Source organism: Phenylobacterium sp. VNQ135, assembly GCF_049445735.1.
GTDB lineage: Bacteria > Pseudomonadota > Alphaproteobacteria > Caulobacterales > Caulobacteraceae > Phenylobacterium.
Map to the genome: position 1 here is coordinate 116,861 of NZ_JBMSDS010000004.1, position 21,396 is coordinate 138,256.

A 21,396-nucleotide genomic window follows, 5' to 3' on the forward strand; every position below is an offset into this window, starting at 1 on the left:
CAGGCCTTTGCGGTCCCTGCGTGAGGCGGCTATACGGCCCCCACATTCGAATTCCCGTCCGGAGCGCCTTCCCCTCATGGCCAAGATCAAAGTCGCCAACCCTGTCGTCGATCTGGACGGGGACGAGATGACCCGCATCATCTGGAAGCTCATCAAGGACAAGCTGATCTTCCCGTTCGTGGACGTGCCGCTCGAGTACTACGACCTGGGCATCGAGCACCGCGACGCGACCGACGACAAGGTGACGGTCGAGGCGGCCGAGGCGATCAAGAAGTACGGCGTCGGCATCAAGTGCGCGACCATCACGCCCGACGAAGCGCGCGTGAAGGAATTCAACCTCAAGAAGATGTGGAAGTCGCCGAACGGCACGATCCGCAACATCCTGGGCGGCGTCGTCTTCCGCGAGCCGATCATCTGCAAGAACGTGCCGCGCCTGATCCCCGGCTGGACCCAACCGATCATCGTCGGCCGCCACGCCTTCGGCGACCAGTACAAGGCCACCGACTTCGTCGTGCCCGGCAAGGGCAAGCTGACGATCAAGTGGGAAGGCGAGGACGGCCAGAAGATCGAGCACGACGTGTTCGACTTCCCCGGCGGCGGCGTCGCCATGGGCATGTACAACCTGGATGAAAGCATCCGGGAGTTCGCCCACGCCTGCTTCGCCTACGGCCTGAACCGCAAGTACCCGGTGTACCTGTCGACGAAGAACACGATCCTCAAGGCCTACGACGGGCGCTTCAAGGACATCTTCGCCGAGATCTTCGAGGCCGAGTACGCGGCCCAGTACAAGGAAGCCGGCCTGGTCTACGAGCACCGCCTGATCGACGACATGGTGGCCTCGGCGCTGAAGTGGTCGGGCGCCTTCATCTGGGCGTGCAAGAACTACGACGGCGACGTGCAGTCGGACCAGGTCGCCCAGGGCTTCGGCTCGCTGGGCCTGATGACCTCGGTGCTGGTGACGCCGGACGGCCGGACGCTGGAGGCGGAAGCCGCCCACGGCACCGTCACCCGCCACTACCGCCAGCACCAGCGCGGCGAGAGCACCTCGACCAACTCGATCGCTTCGATCTTCGCCTGGACCCGGGGCCTGGAGCACCGCGCCAAGCTGGACGGCAACGCCGAGCTCGCCCGCTTCGCCAAGACGCTGGAGCAGGTCTGCGTCGACACCGTCGAGAGCGGCTCGATGACCAAGGACCTGGCCCTGCTGGTCGGCGACACGCAAGGCTGGCTGACCACCGAGGGCTTCATCGACAAGGTGGCCGCGAACCTGGACAAGGCGCTGGCGGCCTAAGGCGCAGCCACTGTCGACGTTAAGAGGGCCTCCGCGAAAGCGGGGGCCCTTTTCTTTTTGACCGCGGAAAACGCGGAAGAGCGCGGAAGGACGGGTGCAATTCCGCGTTGCTCCGCGTTTTCCGCGGTTTCTTCTTGCCGCTTCGCGGCGTCAGCCCGCCAGCGCCGCCTTGATGGCGTCGAGGCCTTCCTGGGCCTTGGAGCCGTCCGGCGCGCCGCCCTGGGCGAAGTCGGGACGGCCGCCTGCGCCCTGGCCGCCCATGGCCAGCACCGCGGCCTTGGCGAGCTCGCCGGCGTTGAACTTCGCGGTCGCCGAGCCGGTGAGGGCCACCGTCACGGCCGCCTTGCCCTCGGCCACGCCGACCAGCGCGATGACGCCGTCGGGGAGCTGCTTCTTGAACTCCTCGGCGATGGGGCGCAGGTCCTTGCCGCCGACGCCGTCCATGACGCGGGCCAGCACCTTCACGCCGCCGATGTCCTCGGGGCCGGCCGCAGCCCCGCCGCCGCCGCCCATGGCCAGCTGGCGCTTGGCGTCGGCCAGCTCCTTCTCCAGCTTGCGGGCCTGGGCCTGCAGCCCTTCCACGCGGGCCAGCACCTCGGACACGGGGGCCTTGAACTGCTCGGCCAGCGACTTGGACACGGCCGCCTGCTCCAGCAGGTAGCGGCGGGCCGCCTCGCCGGTCAGGGCCTCGATCCGGCGGACGCCGGCGGCGATGCCCTGCTCGGACACAATCTTGAAGAGCGCGATGTCGCCGGTGCGCGCGACGTGGGTGCCGCCGCACAGCTCGACGGAATAGTCGCCCTCGCCCGTCAGCGCCTTGCCCAGCGTCAGCACGCGCACGGTGTCGCCGTACTTCTCGCCGAACAGGGCCATGGCGCCGGCCTCGATGGCTTCGGCGGGCTTCATGTTCTTGGTCTCGGCGGCGAGGTTCTGGCGCACCACCGCATTCACCTCGGCCTCGATGCGATCGATCTCGTCGGCCGTCAGCGGCTGGCCGTGGCTGAAGTCGAAGCGGATGCGCTCGCCGTCGACCATCTGGCCCTTCTGGGTCACGTGCGGCCCCAGCACGTTGCGCAGGGCGGCGTGCAGCAGGTGGGTCGCCGAGTGGTTGGCGCGGGTGGTCGTGCGGTTCTGGGCGTCGACGATCAGGTGGACGCGGGCGCCGGGCGCCAGCGTGCCCTCGAGGATCTCGACATCGTGGACGTGGAGGTCGCCGGCCTGCTTCTGGACGTCGAGGACACGCCCGCGCCCCTTGCCTCCGGCGCCGTCCCACTCGACCTCGCCCTTGTCGCCGGCCTGGCCGCCGCTCTCGGCGTAGAAGGGCGTGCGGTCGAACAGCGCCTGGACGGTCTCGCCGGCGCCCGCCTCAAGCACCTCCTGGCCGTCCTTCACCAGCACCAGCAGCTCAGCCGTCGCCTCGGTGTTGTCGTAGCCCACGAAGTCGGTCTGGCCGAGGCGCTCGCGGATGGCGAACCATTCGGCCGCCGCCGCCACCTGGCCCGAGCCGGTCCAGGCCTCGCGCGCCATCTCGCGCTGGCGGGTCATGGCGGCGTCGAACTCGTCGAGGTTGACGGTCAGCCCCATGGCGCGGACCGCGTCCTGGGTGAGGTCCAGCGGGAAGCCGTAGGTGTCGTAGAGCTTGAACGCGGTCTCGCCCGAGAGCACGTCGCCTTCCTTCAGGCCGGCGGTCGCTTCCTCGAGAAGGGCCATGCCGCGGCCCAGGGTGCGGCGGAACCGCTCCTCCTCGTCCTTCAGGGTGTGGACGATGCTGGCCTCGGCGCGGCGCAGGTCGGGATAGGCGTCGCCCATCAGCTTCACCAGCGTGGGCGCCACGCGGTGCATCAGCGGCGTCTCGGCGCCCAAAAGGTGGGCGTGGCGCATGGCGCGGCGCATGATCCGGCGCAGCACGTAGCCGCGGCCCTCGTTCGAGGGCAGCACGCCGTCGGCGATCAGGAAGCTGGACGAGCGCAGGTGGTCGGCGATGACGCGGTGCGAGGGCGTGGTTTCCGACTCCGGCGCGCCGAGCTCGGCCTTGATCGAGGCGATCAGGTCCTTGAACAGGTCGACGTCGTAGTTGTCGTGAACGCCCTGCAGCACGGCGGCCACGCGCTCCAGGCCCGCGCCGGTGTCGATCGAGGGCTTCGGCAGCGGCGTCCGCGTGCCGTCGGCGAACTGCTCGAACTGCATGAAGACGAGGTTCCAGATCTCGACGAACCGGTCGCCGTCCTCGTCGGGGCTGCCGGGCGGGCCGCCGGGGATGTGGTCGCCGTGGTCGTAGAAGATCTCCGAGCACGGGCCGCAGGGGCCGGTGTCGCCCATGGACCAGAAGTTGTCCGAGGTGGCGATGCGGATGATCTTCTCGTCGGGCAGGCCCGCGATCTTCTTCCAGAGGTCGGCCGCCTCGTCGTCGGTGTGATAGACGGTGACCAGCAGCTTCTCAGGGGGCAGGCCCCACACCTTGGTGAGCAGCTCCCAGGCGTGGCTGATGGCGTCTTCCTTGAAGTAGTCGCCGAACGAGAAGTTGCCCAGCATCTCGAAGAAGGTGTGGTGGCGGGCGGTGTAGCCGACGTTGTCGAGGTCGTTGTGCTTGCCGCCGGCGCGGACCGCCTTCTGCGAACTGGCCGCGCGCGGATAGGGCGGCGTCTCGGCGCCGGTGAAGTAGTTCTTGAACGGCACCATGCCCGCGTTGACGAACAGCAGGGTCGGGTCGTTCTGCGGCACCAGCGGAGCCGACGGGACGATCGTGTGCCCCTTGCTCTGGAAGAACTCCAGGAACTGCGCGCGGATCTCGTTGAGGCTGGGCATGGGCTCGTCTTGGGAAAACAGGAACTTCGGCCCCCACATGTGGGGGCGCGGTTCGTTTACGCGAAGACGGGGGTGAAGGGAAAGCGCGGGGGGCGTGGGAGCCTTCTTGGGGAACCACGAACGGACACGAACCCACACGAACGGATCGGCGCATGCGGCGCCGGCCCGGGACGCCGGCGCGTCGGGCAGGAGGCCGCGTTCAGGCGCGCGGTCTATTCGCTCAGATCGCTTGAACGACGACCAACCCCGTTCGTGCGGGTTCGTATCCGTTCGTGGTTGAAGCTCTCCACGGCGGACATCACGTCCACGGCGCAGCCGGCCAGCTGGTCGAAGGTCTCGGTCCCGCGCCCGGTGAGCGCGCAGATCCCGGCCCTCAGGCTGCGCTTGGATGGCAGCGAGCGCGTCCTATGTGGCGTCTGTCGCAAGAGGAGATTCGGACGGAATGGCCACCGGTTGGGCGCATGAGGGCGCGGTGCTGGATCAGATTCACGACACCATCATCGATGGCGTCCAAGGCGCCCGCGCGCGTCTCCCGCGAGGCGAAGGCACGCTGGAGTGTGTCGAGTGCGGCGAGGAAATCCCTGCGCGGCGACGTGAGGCCCTGCCTGGCGTGACCACCTGCATCGCCTGCCAATCCGCGCGAGATCGCCAGGTCGTGCACGCCACGATCAACCGACGCGGCAGCAAGGATAGCCAGCTCAAATAGCCGGCGAGCGGCCTCGCCCCGAGCGCCGGATCGGCTAGAACCTTGGCCATGACCGCCCTCGCCTTCAGCATCCGGCCCTACGACCCTGCCGACGCGCCGGAGATGGCGCGGCTTTATTTCGACTCGGCACGGGAGATCGGGGCGAGGCGGTATTCGGCCGAGCAGGTGGCGGCGTGGGCGCCCGTGCCTGTCGACCCTGAGGTGGTGCGGCGGCGGGCGGCGGATGGGCGGATGACCTGGGTGGCCGCGGGCGCGGACGGGGCGGTGCTGGGGTACTGCGACCTGGAGCCGGACGGGCATGTGGACCACCTGTACTGCCGGCCGGACGCGGCGGGAAAGGGCGTGGCCTCGGCCCTGCTGGACGCGCTGCTGGACGGCGCGCGGGCGGCGGGGATGCCGCGGCTGTACGTGGAGGCCAGCGAGCTGGCGCGGGGGCTGTTCGCGCGGAAGGGCTTTACGGTGGAGCGGCGGCGCGACTTCGAGGTGCGCGGGGTGGCGATCCACAACTATGCGATGGAGCGGCGGCTGTAGGGGCTGAGGTTTTCGCCGTCATCCCGGACGCCGCAGGCTATCCGGGATGACGGGAAAGAGGCGGGCAAAAGAAAGAACGCCCGGGGGAGCTCTCCCCAGGCGTCCGGCCTCTGTCGCTTCGAGCTTGCGCGCAGGGTGGGTGGCGGCGGGCCGGGTTGGCGGGGAGGCCCGACGCCGGCGCAGGCTCTGGCTTCAGAGGAAACTTGGAAGCGCTCTGCACCCGCTGGGTCCCGGATAGCCGCTTTGCGGCTTCCGGGATGACAGGGTGAAGTGCGGTTCGGCTACAGCGAGCCGTCGGCGTCGTCGGCTTCGCCTTCCGTCGGGCCGACGAGGAGCTCTTCCTCGATCTTGGTCTTGGAGCCGCGGACCTTGGCTTCGATCTGGGCGGCGATGTCGGGGTTCTGCTTCAGGAACTCGCGCACATTGTCCCGGCCCTGGCCGATGCGCTGGGAGTTGAAGGAGAACCAGGAGCCCGACTTCTCGACCACCCCGGCCTTCACGCCCAGGTCGATGATCTCGCCCAGCTTGGAGATGCCCTCGCCGTACATGATGTCGAACTCGACCTCGCGGAACGGCGGGGCGACCTTGTTCTTGACCACCTTCACGCGGACGTTGTTGCCGACGATCTCGTCGCGGATCTTGACCGAGCCGGTGCGGCGGATGTCGAGGCGGACCGAGGCGTAGAACTTCAGCGCGTTGCCGCCCGTGGTGGTCTCGGGGCTGCCGTACATGACGCCGATCTTCATGCGGATCTGGTTGATGAAGATGACCAGGGTCTTGGCCTTGGAGATCGAGGCGGTGAGCTTGCGCAGCGCCTGGCTCATCAGACGCGCCTGAAGGCCCGGCAGGCTGTCGCCCATCTCGCCTTCGATTTCCGCCCGCGGGGTCAGCGCGGCCACCGAGTCGACGACGATGACGTCGACGGCGTTGGAGCGGACCAGCGTGTCGGTGATCTCGAGCGCCTGTTCGCCGGTGTCGGGCTGGGCGACCAGCAGGTCGTCCAGGTTGACGCCCAGCTTGTGGGCGTAGGACGGGTCCAGCGCGTGTTCGGCGTCGACGAAGGCGGCGGTGCCGCCGGCCTTCTGGACCTCGGACACCACGTGCAGGGCCAGCGTCGTCTTGCCCGAGCTTTCCGGGCCGTAGATCTCGATGATCCGGCCCTTGGGCAGGCCGCCGATGCCCAGCGCCATGTCGAGGCCGAGCGAGCCGGTGGACACGGACTCGATCTCGACGACCTTGCCCTTGTCGCCCAGCTTCATCACCGAGCCCTTGCCGAAGGCCCTGTCGATCTGTGCGAGCGCCGCTTCCAGAGCGCGCTGCTTTTCACCGTCTTCTTTGCCCACGAGCCTCAACGCCGACTGAGTCATTTCCGAGCCCTCTCTATCCCACGATTCCGCCAACCCGGCCGTCGAACTCAAACCCGCGCCGAGGACTCATGCGTACCCGGTTCGTTCCGGGTTCGCAAGATGTTCCGTCGCTTCGAACGGAAGCGAGGCCGGCGGCGGTCTCTGTCCGACGGGGACGAGCCCTGCCCGTCCGCATCGATGAGAACGAGGTGTAGAAGCGGGGTACGTCAGAAGCGGACGCGGCGTTCTTGCGGGCGCTTATCCTACGCCGGGGCCGGATCTTCGCGGCGGCCGAGGAAGCAGATCGAGGCGAACTGGCCGGTGACGTTGCCCAGGGTCCGGCAGGTGTCGACCAGCGGTTCCACGGCCAGCAAGAGCGGCAGCCAGTGGAACGGGACTCCCAACACCGCGCAGATCGGCCCCAGCATGGCCAGGTACGAGATCTGGACGGGGAGCCCCACGCTGGAGAAGCTGGTCACGACGGCGATGGCGGCGGCCGCGGCCACCTGGGCCGGCGACGTAACGACGCCGAGAGCCGCGGCCAGATAGAGCGCGCCTGTGACATTGGCGGCCGGCGCGGTGATGCGGAACACCGTCACGGCCAGCGGCGGAAGCACTTTGACCACCCCCGCCGACAGCCGCAGCCTCTCCGCGCCGACCAGGACCGCCGGCATAGCCGCCAGAGACGACTGGGTGCTGAAGGCGATCAGCTGCGCCGGCGCCATCGCGCGGGCATAGGCGCCCAGGGGACGGCGGGCCCAGGCGGCGGCGGCGGCATATACCGCGGCCGTGATCGCCAGGCAGACGCCGCACACCAGGACCACGTAGTAGGCGAGCGCGCCCGCGACGGCGAAGCCGGCCTTGGCGCCGACAGAGACCGCCAGGGCGAAGACGCCGACCGGCGCCGTCCAGAGCACGCCGCGGACGATCTTCAGGAGAATCTGGGCGATGGCGTCGAAGAGGCCCACCACCCGATCCCTGTGGACCGCCGCCACGTGCTGGGCTGCGAAGCCGAAGATCAGCGCGAACACGACGAGCGGCGCCATCGCGCCATCGGCCGCGGCGCGTATCGGGTTGGCGGGGATCAGGCCCCGAACGAGCGCCGCGGCGGATCCGAGCGCGGTCGGCGCGGCGACGGCTGGCGCTTCGTCCAGTCCGGCCAGCGGCGGCAGCGCGGGCGGCGGCAGAGCGGCGAGCAGGTTCGGCACGATGAGCGCGGCCAAGGCCGCCGCGCCGGCAAGCAGGCCGAGGAACAGGCCCAGCGCCTTGGCCCCGAATGTCCCGGCCCCCAGTCCGCCAGCGGTGTTCAACCCGGTCACCACGAGCGCAAAGACGAGCGGCGCGATCGTCATCCTGAGCGCATCGATCCAGGCGCCGCCGACGAAGGCCGCCGCCGACGTGACGCTCCCTGCCGCCGCCAGGTCGGAGCCCGCAGCCCAGGCGCCCGCGGCGACGCCCGACGCCAGAGCCGCCAGCATCAGCACCGGCCCCCTGGTCAGCGCGGGGCGAAGGGCGGTCATGGCGTCGCGACCGCGGGGCCGCTACGCATCCGCCCCTCCAAGACTTGAGCGCACTCGAGCGACCGCCGCCGCGATATGTTGCGGGCCGGTGTCCCAGGCGGTGACGAACCGAAGCACGTCGGCGGCGACCCGGAAGACAGCCTCCCCCGGCGCCGTGGCGGCGGCCTGAACCGCCCGAGGGGGGAGGCGCACGAACACCTCATTGGCCTCGACCGGGGCCGCAAGGCTCACGCCCGGAAGCGCGGCAAGCCGCACAGCCAGGTCAGCAGCGGCGGCATTGGCGTGGCGCGCGTGCCGGAGCCACAGATCGTCGCCGAGGTAGGCGCTCCATTGCACGGCGAAGTAGCGCATCTTGGATGGCGTCTGGCCGGCGCGCTTCTGGCGGTAGCGGGCCGCGGCCGCCGCCTCCGGATCGAAGTACACCACGGCCTCGGCGGCCATCGCGCCGCTCTTCGTGGCGCCGAACGACAGGACATCCACGCCCGCCCGCCAGGTGGCCTCGGCCGGGGAGCACCGCAGACTGGCGAGCGCGCAACCCAGCCGGGCGCCGTCCATGTGCACCTTCAGTCCCCGCGCGTGCGCCGCGTCGGCGATCGCGCGCACCTCGTCCAGGCTGTAGACGCCGCCGCGTTCGGTGCATTGGCTGAGACTCACCATGCTCGCCTGGGCGCACTTGCTCAGGCCGACGCCCGAAGCGGCGATCGTGTCCGCCACGGCCTGCGCCGTAAGCCTCGCCGTTCCGGCCGTTGGAATGGGAAGCATCTTGCACCCGGCCGTGAACATTTCGGGGGCCCCGCATTCCTCGGTGTGGATGTGGGCGAGGTCGCTGCAGATCACCGCCCCGTACGGCGGGCAGACCGAGGCGAGCGCCAGGGCGTTCGCGGCCGTTCCGGTGGCGACGAGCGAGACCTCCACCTCCCGCTCGAAGAACGCGGCGAACGCCTGACGCGCCGCGGCCGACCAGTGGTCGTCGCCGTAGCCGCGGACATGACCCGCATTGGCCGCGACGATCGCCTCCAGGATCTCAGGCGCGATGGGGACCGTGTTGTCGCTGTAGAGAAGCGTGTCCACGCCTAAGGCTTCCGGACCTTCAACGCATCCAGAACGGCGACCGAGAGCACTCGCACGCCGGTCTTGATGCTGGGCTCCGGCAGGGGGGCGAAGAATGGGGAGTGGTTGGCTGGAGCCGGCTCGCCGCGCGCCCTGGCCGCGGCCAGGACGGCGGGGTCCGCGCCGCCAATCCGGATGTAGGCGGACGGGACGCCCGCCTCGACGAAATGGGTGTAGTCGTCGGCGCCGCCGGTCGCGGGGACCTCCGCGGGAATGAACCTGAAGGCGTCGCCGAACGCCTGGCGCAGCGCAGGCGTCACCTGCGCCACCACCGCCCGGTCATTGGTCAGCGGCGGGCCGCCGCTCCGGAACGTCAGAACCGGCGGCGGCGCAAGGTTCATGGCGGCGACGTGCTCGGCGGTGCGGCGAACGCCCGCCTTCAGCCGCTCCATCTCAGTGGCGTTCAGCGCGCGCAAGGTGAGTTGGAGAACCGCCTCTTCGGGGATGATGTTGGTGGTCGAGCCCGCATTGAAGCTGCCCACGGAGATGACGCCGTGGGTGTTCGGCTCTCGCTGGCGGCTCACGACCGGCTGCACATTGGTGACGAAGGCGCTCGCGATCATGATCGGATCGATCGCTTCGTCCGGCCGCGAACCGTGAGCGCCTCGTCCCTTGAAGGTCAGGTTCACGAATTCCGCCGTGGCGGCCAGCTGCCCGTCCTTCAGGACGACCTGCCCCGCGGGCGAAGGCCCCACGTGCAGCGCGAATCCCCGATCCGGCTTGGGGAAGCGCTTGAAGATCCCGTCCTTGAGCATGGCCTCGGCGCCGTGCCCGCCTTCCTCGGCCGGCTGGGCGACGAACATCAGGGTCCCGGACCAACGGTCCTTGAGCTGGGTAAGCACCTTGGCGGCGCCGATCCAGCTGGCCATGTGGATGTCATGGCCGCAGGCGTGGGCGGTCGGGGTCTCCTTGCCCTGGAAGACGCCCGTCGCCTTGCTGGCGTAGGGGAGCCCCGTCTTCTCCTCCATCGGCAGGCCGTCCATCTCCGTCCGGACCATGACCGTCGGGCCCGCGCCGTTGCGGAGGATGGCCACGAAACCCGTCCCCCCGACGCCCCGGGTGACGTCGAAGCCCAGCGCCTCCATCCGCCTGGCGAGGATCTCGGCCGTGCGGGTTTCCTGGAAGGCGACCTCGGGATTGCGGTGAAGATCCTGATAGAGCGCTTCAAGCTCTGGATAGGCGTTCCCCGTCAGGGACGTGACCCGGGCCAGGGTGTCCTGCGGCAGCGGGAGCGCGTGGGCGCTCCCGCCGGTCCACAGCGCCAGGACCAGCGCCAGGGCGCCGGCGGCCGCGCCGCCGGAGCGGCGCATTGGCGGTCGGCCTGCCATCCTGACCCCCTATCGCCGGATCGTGGCGGTGAACCCGACCGTGCGCGGCCGGAAGGTCTGCAGGAAGAAGAGCTGCGAGGTGCGCGACTCGCGCCCTCGGGCGAGCACCGGGTGGCTGTCGAACAGGTTGTCGGCGAACACCGAGAGGTCCCACTCGCCCACTTCGACGCCGGCCCGCACGTTGGTCAGATAGGTGGCGGGCGGCTGGATCGCCGTGGCGTCGTAGGAGGTGGTCCGCGGGTCCTGGTTCGGCAGCAGCCCCTTGTTGCGCGCGGCGTAGGAGGTGTCGCCCCGCACATAGGCCGGCACGCCGAACGCCTCGAACTGGTAGTCGGCCGACAGCGCGATGGTCCACGGCGGTCCGCCCAAGGTATCGCCGTCGGCGACGATGATCCGGCGCGGTCCGCCCGCGGTCGCGCCGGGCCCGTCCACGGTGGAGGTGTACTTGGCCTTGTTGTGCCCGACGGCCAGGCTGAGCTGCAGCTGATCGGTGACCTGCAGGTCGGCCTGGACATCGAAGCCGCGGCTGCGCGCCGTGCCTGCGTTGGCGACATAGTTGAAGCCGCAGGACGGCAGGCTGATCGCCGTTTGGATGTCGCTCCAGTCCACGTGGTAGACGCTGGCGGCGACCCGCAGGCGGTTGTCGAGGAGATTGTTCTTCGCGCCGAGCTCGTAGCTCCAGACCGAGTCCGACTTGAAGGTGGGCGGAAGGCTTGTGACGCCCAGCAGGGCGAAGTCGGCGGCGCAGGTGACGGCGGGCGCGGGTCTCACGCTGCCGCCGGCGCGATAGCCCTTCGCCGCCGTCGCGTAGAACATGTGGTTCTCCGCGGGCTGGTAGGTGACGTTGAACTTGGGCGTCAGCGGCTTCTCGCCGATCGCACCGTCGAACTCGGTGCGGCCGCGCTGGGTCGGCCCCTCCTGCAGCGAGTGGAACTTGAAGTCCATGTCCGCATAGCGGAGGCCGCCGTTCACGCTGAGCTCTTCCGTGACCTGGAGCGTCAGGTCGCCGAACACCGCCAGCTGCTCATCGGTGGAATCGCGCTGCGCGAACAGGCGGAGGTCGGGGGCGATGACCGGCACCAGATACCGCTGCAGGACAGTCTGGTTGTAGAACAGCCGCGTGAACGGCTCGATCAGCGGATCGTGGATGTTCTCGAAGCTGCGCTGCTTGTTCTTCTGGTAGAACACGCCCGCCACCCAGCGAAGCCGATCGTCGCCGTTGGACTGCAGCCGGACTTCCTGGGTGAAGTTCCGCTGCCGGTTCACGATGTCGGCGTAGGCGTAGTAGTTCGGCAGGCGCTGGAAGAGCGGACCCGTCGCGCCGATGAACCCGGTCGTGGCGCCGAGATACGTCGTGTAGTCGGCCACGGTCTTCTGATTGCGCCGGAAGTAGGACGTGTTCGAGATCAGGGTGACGGGTCCAAAGTCGTGCTCGAGCTCGAGAGCCGGAAGCACGTAGCGGTCGTCGCCGGGCGAACTCAGCCGATTGCCGGAGCGGTACAGCCCCTTCTTCACGTCGCTGAAGGATTCCCACACGCCGGAGGACAGCACCGGCTGGTTGTTGACGTGCGTCTCCTGGAAAAGGACCGACGGCTTGACCACCAGGCCTTCCACCGGCTCCCAGCGCAAGGCGCCCCGCAGGATCACGTTCTCCTGCCAGTTGGAGTCCTCGTCCAGGACGATGGGCGCGTCCTTGGTGCTGTTCAGGTAGTCGATACGGTCGATCCAGCCGGCCTGCTTCCGGTACCAGGCGCTGACCCGCATCCCGAGGCGGTCCTGCACGATCGGCCCGCCGACGGCGGCGCCCACCTCGTAGCCCGTGTCGCCGTCCGTGACATCGTTGGCTTCCGCCCGCCCGTAGTAGCTGAAGCCCGTCAAGCTGGGCTGGGGCGTGATGAAGCGGACGGTTCCGCCCATGGAGCCGGCCCCGAAGAGCGTCCCCTGCGGTCCCCGCAGCACCTCGACGCGCTCGACATCGAACAGTTGAGGCGAGCCGTTGGTCCGGCCGGTGCCGATGTTGCGCGTCTGGATCGGCGTCTCGTCGATGTAGACGCCCGTGGTCGCCGCTCCGGCCGAGGTGCTGATCCCGCGGATGGAGATCAGGTTCGAGCCGCGCGAGAAGTCGACGCCGGGCGTCAGGCGCGCGATGTCCTCGAACGATCGCATCCCCTTGCGGTCGATGGTCTCGGCGGTCACGGCGGCGGCGCTCACCGGAACGTCGCTGAGACGCTCTGCACGCCGGGTGGCGGTGACCACCACCTCGCCGATCTCGCTCGCAGAGCCTTGAGCCGCGGCCGTCGCGCTCGACAGCGCGGCCGCGCAGACACCGCCCAACAGGACGCTCGTTGCTTTGACCATCTTCCCCCTCCTGCGGCGGCGGCGACCTCGGTAGGGGTGCGCGCATCTCGCCTGAGGGCATTTCCGTCGGAGGCGGCGGCGCCCACAAGTTGGCTTCCTTGCTGCGCGTGGTGCGTCCCCTGCACCACTCGACGCCACGGTGGACACACAGAAAAAGGCGCGCCGCGGCAGGCCGCGGCGCGCACGCCGGCTTCGCTGGGGAGGAGGCGTCAGCCGGGGACGGCCACCTGCGCCCGGCGACGGCGAACCGCCTGCCGGACGAGGTACGTCACCGCGACGACGGCGACGGTGCTCAGGCTGCCGATCACTTCGGCGGCGTGCTTCGGCGAGGTCGTCATAAGGAGCAGGATGCCGACGATGGCGGCGAGGGTGGCGTAGCTCAGCCATGGGAAGAGCCACATCTTCACCGGCATCTCGGCCCGCGAGGCTTCCAGCCGGCGCCGCGTCCGGATATGCGCCAGGCCGAGCAACAGGTAGTTGAAGAAGGTCAGCGCGCCCACGGAATTGACCAGGAAGGCGAAGACGACGGTCGGCGAGAACACCGACGCCAGCACGCCGAGGTAGCCGAAGGCGCCGCCGAGCAGGATCGCTCGGGCCGGGACCTTGCGCCGGTTCAGGGCGACCAGGCCCGCCGGCGCGTCCTTGTGATCCGCGAGGATGAACAGAACCCGAGAGTTCGCGTAGAGGCCCGAGTTCAGGCAAGACAACACGGCCACCAGCACGATCACGTTCATGATCAGCCCGGCCCCGGGGACCCGCATCACGCTGAGAGCCGCCACGAACGGCGACGAGCCCACGGGGATCTCGGACCAGGGCACGATGCTCAGGATGACCGCGACGGAGCCGACGTAGAACAGCAGGATGCGGACGACCAGCGAGGCGGCGATCCGCCCCACCGCGCGCTGCCCGAGCGAGGACTCGGCCGCCGCCACCGTGGCGATCTCGGCTCCGAGCATGGAGAACATGACCGTCACGACGCCGGTCAGGATCGACACGGGACCGAATGGCAGGAAGCCGCCCTCGCCGTTCCACAGGGTCTGCAAGCCGCCGCCTGCGCCCGGGAGCGGGGCGAGGCCCGACAGATAGGCCGCCCCGAGCAGGATGAAGAGGATGATCGCCCCCACCTTGATCGCCGAGAAGAGCACCTCGAACTCGCCGAAGGCGCGGGCCGACCACAGGTTGGTGGCGACCATCACGGAGATGATCACAAAGCCCGTCAGCCAGATCGGGAGGGGTACGAACGGCCGGATCAGCTGGGCGGCGATGATCGCCTCGATGGCGATGGTCACCATCCAGGCTAGCCAGTAGAGCCAGCCGCTCATGAACCCTGCCCAGGGGCCCAGCCCGTCGCGGATGCACTCGGTGAAGATCCGGTTCTTGGGCGAGGCGGAAACCATTTCCGCCAGCATCCGCATCACCAGGAAGATGATCGCGCCCGCCAGCGCGTAGCTGATCAGGATCGCAGGACCGGTGTGGGCGATGGCGGCGCTGCTGCCGACGAACAGCCCTGCGCCGATGATGCCGCCGATGGCGATCATGGTGAGATGTCGCGATCCGAGCGTCTTGGCCAGTTCGTCGACGCCGGCCGGGGTATCATGCTGCAAGGGGCTCATCGCCTTCTCCTGGCGTCGCGGGAAAGCCGCGCGCCGAACGGGGCCGGAGGCGGGCGTCGCCCGCCCTTCATCGGTCAGAGACCCATCGCCACCCACTGCGGCGTGGCGTTGCGGCCGCCGACCGCGACGAGCACGATCTGCTTGCCGTTGACCACGTAGGTGATGGGCGCGCCGGTCGTGCCGGAGCCGGCCGGCAGATCGACCTCCGCCAGCACGCGGCCCGTCGCCTTGTCGTAGGCGTTGAACTTGGGCGCATAGCCCTTCTGGATCTCGGCCAGATTGACCGCGTCGCTGCTCTGGCCCGCGAAGACCAGGCTCTTGGTCACCGCGACCGCGACACGCGACGGGATCCCCAGGCGGGGCAGCTTCAGCCCCTTGAGCGCGGGATGATCGCGAGGCCCCTCGCCGATCGTCGCCACCCAGCGGAAATCGCCGGTGCGCATGTCCACGGCGGTGATACGGCCATACGGCGGCTTCACCAGGGGCAGGCCGCGCGGCCCGTCGACGATGTACTTGACCACCGCCTTGTACGGCGCTTCGCCGGCGACCGAAGCCTTCTCCACGCCGTAGCTCGCGACCGCGGTCAGGGTGGCGCCGAAGTAGACGCCGGTCTCAGGATCGAACGCCCCGGTGTTCCAGTTGCCGCCGCCATCGACACCGGGAAGCGTCAGCGTGCCGAGGTTGGTCGCCGAGACCGGACTGGGCGGCGTATAGATCGGCCCGGGCGTGTACTTGCGGAAGATCTCGAGCGCTTCGCGGCGAAGCTCGGGCGTGAAATCGATCAGGTCGTCCTCGCCGATGCCAACGCGGTCCAGGGGCGCGGGCTTGCTGGGAAACGGCTGTGTCGGCGCAGCCTGCTCGCCCGGCACCGTCGACGCCGGAACGGGGCGCTCCTCGATCTTCCAGACCGGCTCGCCCGTGCGCCTGTCGAAGGTGAACAGGAGCGGCACCTTCCCGGTGGCCATGACGGTCGGTATCCGCTTGCCGCCCGCCTGCGCGTAGCCCAGGACCGGCGCCGCAGCCACGTCGTAGTCCCAGAGGTCGTGTCGCACGAGCTGCTGGTGCCAGATCTTGCGGCCGGTCGCCGCCTCGACGGCGATCAGCGTGTCGGCATAGAGATTGTCGCCCGGCCGCCAGGTGCCGTCGGAGGTCGGGTTCACCGCGGTGAAGGCGAAATAGGCGTAGCCGAGCTCCGGGTCGTAGCTGATCATCCCATAAGAGCCCATGCTGCCGGCGACGCGGGCGGAGTCGCCGCCCCAGGTGGCGCGGGCGGGATCACCTTCCGCGGGAACGGGACTGAATTCCCAGACCCGCCGGCCGGTCCGCACGTCATAGGCGCGCACGCTCTCCGGGATGCCCGCGATGCGGCGGTAGTAGTCGGCGTTCCCCGGCGCCGAACCGGACCCGCCGACGATGACGAGATCCTTGGCCACGGTGGGGGGACCGCTGACGCTGAAGCGGCCGCCGCCGAGGCGCACGAGCGAAATCCGGCCGCCCTCTCCGAAGGATGGGTCCGGCTTCCCGGTCGCCGCGTCGAGGGAATAGAGCCAGCCGCTCCGGAAGCTGATGATCCGCTTCTGTGTCCCGTCCGTCCAGAACGCCACCCCGCGCTTGGCCGCGCCCGCCACGTCGCTGAGCGCCGTCGAAGGCGGCTCCTGCGTCCAGATCGTGCGGCCGGTCTCCGCGTCGAAGGCCTCCACCAGGCCCAGGGCGTTCTGAGCATAGAGCACGCCGCCGATCATCAGCGGCGTCGCCTGGAAGTACTTGCCCGCCTCCGCGTCCGGATGCTTCGCCATGAACGCGGGGTCCACGCCGGGCCGGGTCCAGAGCACCTTCAGGCCCTTCACGTTGCGCGGCGTGATGAGATTGGCCGGCGAATAGCGGGTGTAGCCCGGATCGGCCGCGTAATAGGGCCACTCGACGACCTCGGCCGCCCCCGCCGCCGTTCCCGCCAGCCACGCGGCCGCGCCGCCCATCAGCGCCAGAAGCGTCCTGCGTCGAACCTCGCAGTGCATACGGCCCCCCTCCCTCGCGTCCTCAGCCATGTCGCCGAGCGTCGCCAAGGTGGCGCCGTCCCGCGGCGGCGGGGCGCTGCAAATCCCGACCGCGGCGGTGCGCCCAGAACACCACCTCGATGCGTGTGCGGTGCTCGCAGCCCACCGGGACGAGCATTTTTCGCAGCTTCCGACCGGAGCGGGAGCGACGCCATCTGCCGGGCCTGGGAACACCCCGTTCGGGCGCGCCCGACCTGTGCAATCGGTCAGAAGAAGAGGCGTACGCTTCCGGATGGACAGTCCCGCCCTGTCGTCGTCGCCCGTCACCGACATCGAGGCCGCGCTCGCCGCCGCCCACGCAGCGTATCAAGGCCGCAACCCCCGCAGCCTGGCCCAGGTGGAGCGCGCAGCCCGAGCGATGCCCGGAGGGAACACCCGCACGGTGCTCCACTATCCGCCCTTCCCGCTGACCATGGCGCGCGGCGAAGGGAGCCGCCTGTGGGACCTCGACGGCCACGCCTACGTGAACCTGCTCGGAGAATACACGGCGGGCATCTACGGCCATTCCCACCCCGCGATCCTCGCCGCGATCCGACGGGCGCTCGACGCAGGCCTGAGCCTCAGCGGGCACAACCTCGTCGAGGAGCAGCTTGCGCACGCGATCGTCGAGCGCTTCCCGTCCATCGATCTCGTCCGCTTCACGAACTCCGGCACCGAGGCGAACCTGATGGCGGTGGGCCTCGCGAAGGCTTTCACGGGACGCTCGCGGGTGGTCGCCGCGCGCGGCGGCTACCACGGCGGCGCCATGACGCTGAGCTACCCCGCCTCGCCGCTGAACGCGCCCTTCCCCTATGTCCTGGTGGACTACAACGATGTGGACGGCGCGGCCGAAGCGATCGGCGAGGCGGCGGACGACGTGGCCGCCATCATCGTCGAGCCCATGATGGGCTCCGGAGGATGCCTGCCGGCGACGCCGGAGTTCCTCGCGATGCTGCGGGCGGAGGCCACGCGCATCGGCGCGGTGCTCATCTTCGACGAGGTGATGACGTCGCGCCTGGGCCCGGGCGGCCTGCAGCCGCTCGTGGGCGTCCAGGCGGACATCACCACGCTGGGCAAGTACCTCGGCGGCGGGTCGTCGTTCGGCGCCTTCGGCGGGCGCGCCGACATCATGGCGCTCTTCGATCCGCGCCGCGCCGACGCGCTGCCGCACGCCGGCACCTTCAACAACAACGTCATCTCGATGGCCGCGGGACTCGCGGGGCTGACCGAAGTCTACACCCCCGCCGCCGCCGAGACGCTCAACGCCCGTGGGGACCAGCTCCGTGTGCGGCTGAACGAGGTCTGCCGGGCGCGCAACGCGCCGATGCAGTTCACCGGGCTCGGATCGCTGATGAACGCCCACGTCACGGCCGCGCCCATCCGACGCGTCGCCGACATCCAGGCGGGCGACATGAAGGCCCGCGACCTGCTGTTCCATCACCTCCTCGGCGAAGGCCTCTACACGGCCCGTCGCGGTTTCGTGGCGCTGTCCCTGGCCGTCGAGGCGGAGGATCTCGATCGCTACGTTGACGCGGTCGACGGCTTCCTCGGGACCTACGGGCATCTCCTCGCCCCCGCGGCCTGACCGGCCCTACGACGCGCTGGAGGTGTCGCGTTCCACCTCCGCCGCCAGCCAGCGGCGGAAGGCCTCCACCGTCGGCTGCCGCCAGCGGGTTTGCGAGGCCATCAGCCGGTACCCGCCGAGGCTCTGGGCGAAGCCGCCGGCCTCGGGAGGCCCGACCAGCACGAGCCGTCCCTGCCGGAGGTCGTCGCGCAGGAGAAAGCGATTGGTGAGCACCACGCCTTCGGCGCTGCGGGCCGCTTCGAGCGTCGCGTGCGCATGCCACATCCGCGGGCCGCTCAGCTCGGCCGGAACCTCGACGCCGTTGGCGGCGAGGAAGGCCCGCCACTGCGTGTTGCTCTCCTCATGCACCAGCGTCACGCCGAGCAGGTCGCGCGGCTCCCGGACCGGCGGCACCCTGGCGAGGTAGTCGGGACTTGCGACCGCCACGGCCCGGGAGCGGGCGAACTCGTGACTGCGGATGGACGCCGGCAGCGCCTGAGGACGGGCGTCGGAGGCGTAGCGGATGTCGATATCGGCTTCATGCCGCAGCAGGTCGGGGATCTGGTCCGTCGGGTGGAACTCCAGCTCCACCTCAGGATGTCGGGCGCGAAAGCCGGCCAGCCGCCCTGCCAGCCACTGGAAGCCGAAGCCCGGGACGCAGCAGATCTTCAGCCGCGCCAGCTCCTTGCCGACGATGGTTTCGGCGGTGGCGGTCGCCATGTCATGGATCGCCCGCGACACCCGCTCATAGTAGCTCCGGCCCGCGTCCGTCAGCCCGGCGCTTCGGTCGTACAGCGTCACGCCGAGCCAGGCCTCGAGCGTGCGCAGGTGCCGACTTACGACGGTGTGGTCGATGGACAGGGCCACGGCGGCCTTCCTTATCCCCCCACAGCGCCCCACCGCCTCGAAGGCGCGCAGGGCCGCGAAGGGCGGCAGTTCGAGGCGATCGTGACCCGGCGAGCCGCCGGCGAATTGGTTCATGAATTCCCCCTGTGGTGTCCGCCGCTCCTGCAGGGCTGCGGTGCGCCGTACGCACCGGCCCGGACCTTAAAGGCGTCTTCGCGCTTCCCGTGCGCACGACCACTGTGACGGCCGCCGCCGCCTTCGGGCGCAAGAGAGGTTCGCCGACGCCATGGATCGCCGCACCGGCCGCACCGTCGGCCTGCTCGCCTCGTTGCTGGTCGCCGCGACGCCGGCCTCTGCCGCAGAGTACGCGCTCACCTGCGGCGGCTGTCACGGGGCGAAGGGCGCCGGCGGGCCCGGCGCTCCGCGACTTGCCGGCCGTTTGGGCGCCGCCGCCAGCACGACCGAAGGCCGCGCCTACGTCGCCGGCGTGCTGCTCCATGGTCTGACGGGGCCCGTCGTCGTGGATGGCCGAACCGTGCGGAGCGTCATGCCGGCCTACGGTCATCTCTCCGACGCCGACATCGCCGAACTGCTGAACCAGGTGCTGCGGCTCGCCCCAGCGCGCCGGGCGCCTGACTTCACCGAACGGGAGATCGCACGCCAGCGGCGGCTGGGCGCCCGCACGCCTGACGCCATGGCGATGGCGCGCCGTCGCCTGCGGCCCATCCCAGGCTTCTGAGCCAAGACGGAACGTCGCCGCCGCCTGGAGGCGAGGACGCCTTGACGGCAGCTGGCCGAGGCGCCGCGCCATACAGAATTTCCAGTTTCGACCAACCGTCAGACTAGCCGACGTCGCGGCGCGCTACCAGCGTTTTCGCCCTATCGCGGCCGGGGGACCATGGCCTTGAGGCCGGCGTCGATGTTGGCGAGCGCCTGGTCGGTGATGACGCCTTCGGAGAGCGGCTGCAGGTCCTTCAGGCGCATGCCCTTGAACTGGTCGTAGGACGGATGCGTGCCGAGGGTGGGCAGCTCGCGATTGAGCAGCTGGCGGCCCTCCCAGCTCATCATGATCGCCTCGATGGGCGAATCCAGGGTCAGCGGCCCGCCGGTGACGAAGGCCGGCCTGGGCGGCTCCACGAGCGGCTTGAACTGCAGGGCGGCGTCGTCGGGCAGCTTGGGGAACGGGGCGTGGGGTTCGGCCTGGTACCAGAAGGCCACTGACGAATAGCCGTCCTCGAGCAGCCGGTAGCGGGTCGGCGATTTCCAGCCCAGCCCCTGCAGGGTGATCTTCAGGTCCGAGCGGAAGTGGATCGGGTCGAGGATGTGCCAGCGGTACTGGGCGATCCGCCGTTCGCGGTCGGCCATGTAGTACTGGGTGGCCAGGTCGGTCTTGTTGTGGGCGTGGAAGCCGGCGTAGGCGGTGGAGTAGTCGGTCTCCTCCAGCTTGCCCGCGCCCCGGTGGCGGTAGCCGTAGGAGCCGAGGAAGTAGTCCTCCTCGCCGGTGTAGTTGAGGGTCGGGAAGTCCTGGTCCCCGTCGAGGTAGACCTTGACCTCGCCCTCGCCCCACCAGCCGGGACTGAAGGCGTTGTGGGTCAGGTAGGTCCCGACGTAGTGGCCCCGCCCCCTGATCCCGTCGACGATGGTGTAGAGCTCCTTCGGCTTCAGCCGGTCCAGCATCCGGAACTGGGCGTGGAAGTAGGCCGCGTCGGCCGGCACCTTCTGCAGCGCGTAGTCGATCTGATAGTAGAGGCTGTTCGGGCGGGACGACCGGTTCTCGAGCTCCATGCGGAAGCGTTTGCGGAACGGCATCTGCCAGAAGCTGTTGAGGCCGCTCTCCGGATTGACCGCCACCACCGCCGAGTCGATCAGCCAGGTCGATTCCTTGCCGAAGGCCGAGGCGAAGAAGTCGCCCAAAGGAGCCTCCACCGAAGGCGTCGCCTCGCCGTCCCAATAGATGCGCAGGATCATCGAGCGGTAGCTCGCGCGGCCGCCCGCGGTCAGCCAGATGTGGTTGATGACGCCGGGACCCTCAGCCTCGCCGAGCACCACCCGTCCGCCCGCCGGGATGACGATGTAGGGATTGACCTTCCAGCCGAAGCCGAGGTCGGTCGCAGCCGTAGTCGCGCTGCCCTTCTCGAGGGGCGTGCGGGAGCCGCCGCCCTTGGCGCCGGTGAGGTTTTCGGGACTGATCGAGCGGGTTTCGGCGTCGCTCAGACGGTAGAGCTCGTCGACCCGCGGCCGAGCGGCCGCGGCGGAAGCCGCCACGAGCGCCATCAGCGCGGCCAGCGTCACCGGCTTCAGGCTTCGGCCCATCGTTTGTCGTCGCATCGTCAAGGTCCCCGGAT

The 21,396-nt window shown here is 69.7% G+C and carries 15 protein-coding genes; 5 read left to right on the top strand and 10 right to left on the bottom strand.

Annotated features, from left to right (window positions below; all coding sequences use genetic code 11):
- Window positions 1–76: 76 nt before the first annotated feature.
- Window positions 77–1,291, top strand: coding sequence for an NADP-dependent isocitrate dehydrogenase (locus ACO2Q0_RS15310; RefSeq protein WP_423352385.1), 1,215 nt, complete (start codon window positions 77–79; stop codon window positions 1,289–1,291).
- A 150-nt stretch (window positions 1,292–1,441) separates the two neighbouring features.
- Here the strand turns inward: ACO2Q0_RS15310 and alaS are convergent, their stop codons facing one another.
- Entirely contained in the window at window positions 1,442–4,096 is a 2,655-nt protein-coding gene (alaS, locus tag ACO2Q0_RS15315; RefSeq protein WP_423352386.1) for an alanine--tRNA ligase, read from the bottom strand.
- Between the two features lie 442 nt (window positions 4,097–4,538).
- Between alaS and ACO2Q0_RS15320 the strand changes: the two genes are divergently transcribed.
- Window positions 4,539–4,802, top strand: a complete 264-nt coding sequence (locus ACO2Q0_RS15320) for a DksA/TraR family C4-type zinc finger protein (protein ID WP_423352387.1) — start codon at window positions 4,539–4,541, stop codon at window positions 4,800–4,802.
- 48 nt (window positions 4,803–4,850) lie between these two features.
- Window positions 4,851–5,333, top strand: a complete 483-nt coding sequence (locus ACO2Q0_RS15325; protein ID WP_423352388.1) for a GNAT family N-acetyltransferase — start codon at window positions 4,851–4,853, stop codon at window positions 5,331–5,333.
- Window positions 5,334–5,614: 281 nt separating this feature from the next.
- On the opposite strand, the gene recA is transcribed toward ACO2Q0_RS15325, so the two are convergent.
- From recA to ACO2Q0_RS15360, 7 genes are all read right to left on the bottom strand, one after another.
- Window positions 5,615–6,700: a recombinase RecA gene (gene recA / locus ACO2Q0_RS15330; RefSeq protein WP_423352389.1), complete on the bottom strand. Its 1,086-nt coding sequence runs from the start codon at window positions 6,698–6,700 to the stop codon at window positions 5,615–5,617.
- Between the two features lie 242 nt (window positions 6,701–6,942).
- Entirely contained in the window at window positions 6,943–8,199 is a 1,257-nt protein-coding gene (locus ACO2Q0_RS15335; RefSeq protein WP_423352390.1) for a dicarboxylate/amino acid:cation symporter, read from the bottom strand.
- Window positions 8,200–8,220: 21 nt separating this feature from the next.
- Window positions 8,221–9,270 carry a threonine aldolase family protein gene (locus tag ACO2Q0_RS15340; RefSeq protein WP_423352391.1) on the bottom strand — a complete coding sequence of 350 codons (1,050 nt, stop codon included), beginning with the start codon at window positions 9,268–9,270 and terminating at the stop codon, window positions 8,221–8,223.
- Window positions 9,271–9,272: 2 nt separating this feature from the next.
- Window positions 9,273–10,619: an amidohydrolase gene (locus ACO2Q0_RS15345; RefSeq protein WP_423352392.1), complete on the bottom strand. Its 1,347-nt coding sequence runs from the start codon at window positions 10,617–10,619 to the stop codon at window positions 9,273–9,275.
- A 27-nt stretch (window positions 10,620–10,646) separates the two neighbouring features.
- Entirely contained in the window at window positions 10,647–12,995 is a 2,349-nt protein-coding gene (locus ACO2Q0_RS15350; protein WP_423352393.1) for a TonB-dependent receptor, read from the bottom strand.
- 209 nt (window positions 12,996–13,204) lie between these two features.
- Window positions 13,205–14,608: an amino acid permease gene (locus tag ACO2Q0_RS15355; protein WP_423352394.1), complete on the bottom strand. Its 1,404-nt coding sequence runs from the start codon at window positions 14,606–14,608 to the stop codon at window positions 13,205–13,207.
- Between the two features lie 74 nt (window positions 14,609–14,682).
- A complete protein-coding gene (locus ACO2Q0_RS15360) occupies window positions 14,683–16,623 on the bottom strand; it encodes a PQQ-binding-like beta-propeller repeat protein (protein ID WP_423352395.1) in 1,941 nt (646 codons plus the stop codon).
- Between the two features lie 271 nt (window positions 16,624–16,894).
- On the opposite strand from ACO2Q0_RS15360, the gene ACO2Q0_RS15365 reads away from it, so the two are divergent.
- The gene (locus ACO2Q0_RS15365; protein ID WP_423352396.1) at window positions 16,895–18,226 is read left to right on the top strand and encodes an aspartate aminotransferase family protein; all 1,332 of its coding nucleotides are present in this window, start codon (window positions 16,895–16,897) and stop codon (window positions 18,224–18,226) included.
- A gap of 6 nt (window positions 18,227–18,232) precedes the next feature.
- Here ACO2Q0_RS15365 and ACO2Q0_RS15370 read toward each other — a convergent pair whose 3' ends face one another.
- A complete protein-coding gene (locus tag ACO2Q0_RS15370) occupies window positions 18,233–19,186 on the bottom strand; it encodes a LysR substrate-binding domain-containing protein (protein ID WP_423352397.1) in 954 nt (317 codons plus the stop codon).
- Window positions 19,187–19,337: 151 nt separating this feature from the next.
- Here ACO2Q0_RS15370 and ACO2Q0_RS15375 point away from each other — a divergent pair, with 151 nt between their 5' ends.
- Window positions 19,338–19,790 (top strand): c-type cytochrome, encoded by a 453-nt coding sequence (locus ACO2Q0_RS15375; protein ID WP_423352398.1) that lies wholly within the window; start codon window positions 19,338–19,340, stop codon window positions 19,788–19,790.
- A gap of 140 nt (window positions 19,791–19,930) precedes the next feature.
- On the opposite strand, the gene ACO2Q0_RS15380 is transcribed toward ACO2Q0_RS15375, so the two are convergent.
- Complete coding sequence (locus ACO2Q0_RS15380) at window positions 19,931–21,364, bottom strand: glycoside hydrolase family 172 protein (protein WP_423352399.1); 1,434 nt, start codon at window positions 21,362–21,364, stop codon at window positions 19,931–19,933.
- Between the last annotated feature and the right edge of the window lie 32 nt (window positions 21,365–21,396).

What these genes read in the sequence shown, in the direction of transcription:
- ACO2Q0_RS15325 (WP_423352388.1), top strand. Translation starts at nt 4,851, where the DNA reads ATGACCGCCCTCGCCTTCAGCATCCGGCCCTACGACCCTGCCGACGCG.
- ACO2Q0_RS15335 (WP_423352390.1), bottom strand. Translation starts at nt 8,199, where the DNA reads ATGACCGCCCTTCGCCCCGCGCTGACCAGGGGGCCGGTGCTGATGCTG.
- ACO2Q0_RS15375 (WP_423352398.1), top strand. Translation starts at nt 19,338, where the DNA reads ATGGATCGCCGCACCGGCCGCACCGTCGGCCTGCTCGCCTCGTTGCTG.
- ACO2Q0_RS15320 (WP_423352387.1), top strand. Translation starts at nt 4,539, where the DNA reads ATGGCCACCGGTTGGGCGCATGAGGGCGCGGTGCTGGATCAGATTCAC.
- recA (WP_423352389.1), bottom strand. Translation starts at nt 6,700, where the DNA reads ATGACTCAGTCGGCGTTGAGGCTCGTGGGCAAAGAAGACGGTGAAAAG.
- ACO2Q0_RS15355 (WP_423352394.1), bottom strand. Translation starts at nt 14,608, where the DNA reads ATGAGCCCCTTGCAGCATGATACCCCGGCCGGCGTCGACGAACTGGCC.
- ACO2Q0_RS15365 (WP_423352396.1), top strand. Translation starts at nt 16,895, where the DNA reads ATGGACAGTCCCGCCCTGTCGTCGTCGCCCGTCACCGACATCGAGGCC.
- ACO2Q0_RS15370 (WP_423352397.1), bottom strand. Translation starts at nt 19,186, where the DNA reads ATGAACCAATTCGCCGGCGGCTCGCCGGGTCACGATCGCCTCGAACTG.
- ACO2Q0_RS15350 (WP_423352393.1), bottom strand. Translation starts at nt 12,995, where the DNA reads ATGGTCAAAGCAACGAGCGTCCTGTTGGGCGGTGTCTGCGCGGCCGCG.
- ACO2Q0_RS15345 (WP_423352392.1), bottom strand. Translation starts at nt 10,619, where the DNA reads ATGCGCCGCTCCGGCGGCGCGGCCGCCGGCGCCCTGGCGCTGGTCCTG.
- ACO2Q0_RS15310 (WP_423352385.1), top strand. Translation starts at nt 77, where the DNA reads ATGGCCAAGATCAAAGTCGCCAACCCTGTCGTCGATCTGGACGGGGAC.
- alaS (WP_423352386.1), bottom strand. Translation starts at nt 4,096, where the DNA reads ATGCCCAGCCTCAACGAGATCCGCGCGCAGTTCCTGGAGTTCTTCCAG.
- ACO2Q0_RS15360 (WP_423352395.1), bottom strand. Translation starts at nt 16,623, where the DNA reads ATGCACTGCGAGGTTCGACGCAGGACGCTTCTGGCGCTGATGGGCGGC.
- ACO2Q0_RS15380 (WP_423352399.1), bottom strand. Translation starts at nt 21,364, where the DNA reads ATGGGCCGAAGCCTGAAGCCGGTGACGCTGGCCGCGCTGATGGCGCTC.